This is a genomic window from Campylobacter sp. RM9331, assembly GCF_020137685.1.
Taxonomy (GTDB): Bacteria; Campylobacterota; Campylobacteria; order Campylobacterales; family Campylobacteraceae; genus Campylobacter_E.
The window spans coordinates 1-1598 of the sequence record NZ_JACGBA010000046.1 but is presented as its reverse complement, the minus strand read 5'-3'; the positions used below and the strand labels follow the sequence as shown (position 1 = coordinate 1598).

1 protein-coding gene is annotated in these 1598 nt (G+C 25.3%); it reads right to left on the bottom strand.

Annotated elements, in window-relative coordinates; translation table 11 throughout:
• Nucleotides 1-27: 27 nt before the first annotated feature.
• Nucleotides 28-1598 (bottom strand): hypothetical protein (locus AVBRAN9331_RS09655; RefSeq protein ID WP_336612919.1); only part of this gene is annotated, 1571 nt, incomplete at its 5' end.

Below are 1598 nucleotides of genomic sequence, written 5' to 3'. Positions count from 1 at the left end.
AATTACAAGTTTTCTCATATATATTCCTTACTTATTTTTAATCTCATTAATCTTTTTATTTATATCTGAAATATTTAAAGATTTTTTTAATTCATCTGTTTTTATCTTTAAATCCTCATTTGCTATTTTGCTTTCTATTTGTAATTTAGCCTTACTTGCTTCCGTTTCTAATTTAATAGAAGTCTTATCAAGTTCATTGCTATCAATTTTTAATTTATATTGAGAATTATCAATATCCATAGTTGAATTTACTTGAGGATTTATTCTAGTTATTACATTATTTTTATTATACACTCCTAATAATTTACTATTCTGTAATTCAAATAAAACATCAGTAGTATCATTAATCTTGCTATAACTAGCAAAATACGAATCACTTGGCTTTAACTTAACATAATTATTTTTCGTATCAGCATAATAAAATTCTTGAGCTGGGTTTGTATAAAATTCTGTAAAGAATTTAGTTTTCTCATTATCCCAATCAGCTAATTGCTTTCTATAATTTGAAGAATTAGTAAATTTTAAATTTTCTTTTATATTTAAAATATTTAAATCCAAACTACCATTTTTTGCAGTGTATTCAATTTGTTCTTTATTGACATAAGCAGTAGTTCTATAATGATCCGAAGTTGAATCTACAACAGTAGGAGCTTGAAAATTCATTGTATAGCCGTTGTATTCTAAATCTTCTATATCATATTCACGCATTTGTAAATAATTATGGTTCATAACAAAATATCTTAAATTATAAGCACTATCCCTACCATCTTTTTTAGTTTGCTCTTTTGAATAATAAGTTAAAAGTCCTCTTGATAAATCAAGTTCAGCGGCAGAATTTGTATTTGAGTAATAATTAATAGCTGTTTGATTATTTTTTTCTATATCACTTTTAAAACTATTCCAATCATCTTTTAAAGTTGTAAAATGAGATAAATCTGATTTGCTTAAATCATAATTAATACCAATTAATTGAGCTTTTAATTCATTTTTATTTGCACTAAAACTAGCATAATCTGATGAATATTCTAAATTCTTTTCAGCATTAGGCGTATTAAGACTAGTATTTTGCAAGTTATAATTTTGAGTTTTGATTTCTTTAGTTCCTAAATCAGAAACATTGTAGCTATTGCTAGTAAGAGTATTCTTTTTACCATCTAAAGTATAATAATCAAAAGATTTAACACTCTTATCGTTTTCTAATTTTCTACCATATAAATCAAGTGTCATAGTTCCTAAATTAAGACTTGCTGCACTTTTAGAATTTAAATCTTCTGAATAGTAATAATAACTATTTACATTGTTATTAGCAAAGTATTTATTAGGTATAGAAGGTTCTAATTTAGTCCATTCTTTTTCATCTTTAATCACTGGCACATCAGGTATTGCCACATTATTATCATTTGGCTTATTTTCTGGTGTGCTTGTATTATTATCAGGATTACTTGGCGTATCTGGTGTCGTATTTGGATTACTTGGAATAACTAAATCATCACTAGGTTTATTTGGAGCAATTTCTGGCACATTATCTGTATTTAAAGAATTATCATTTTTTGCAATGATTTCAGTTACTTCTTCTTTAATATCGCTTGCAATATTCA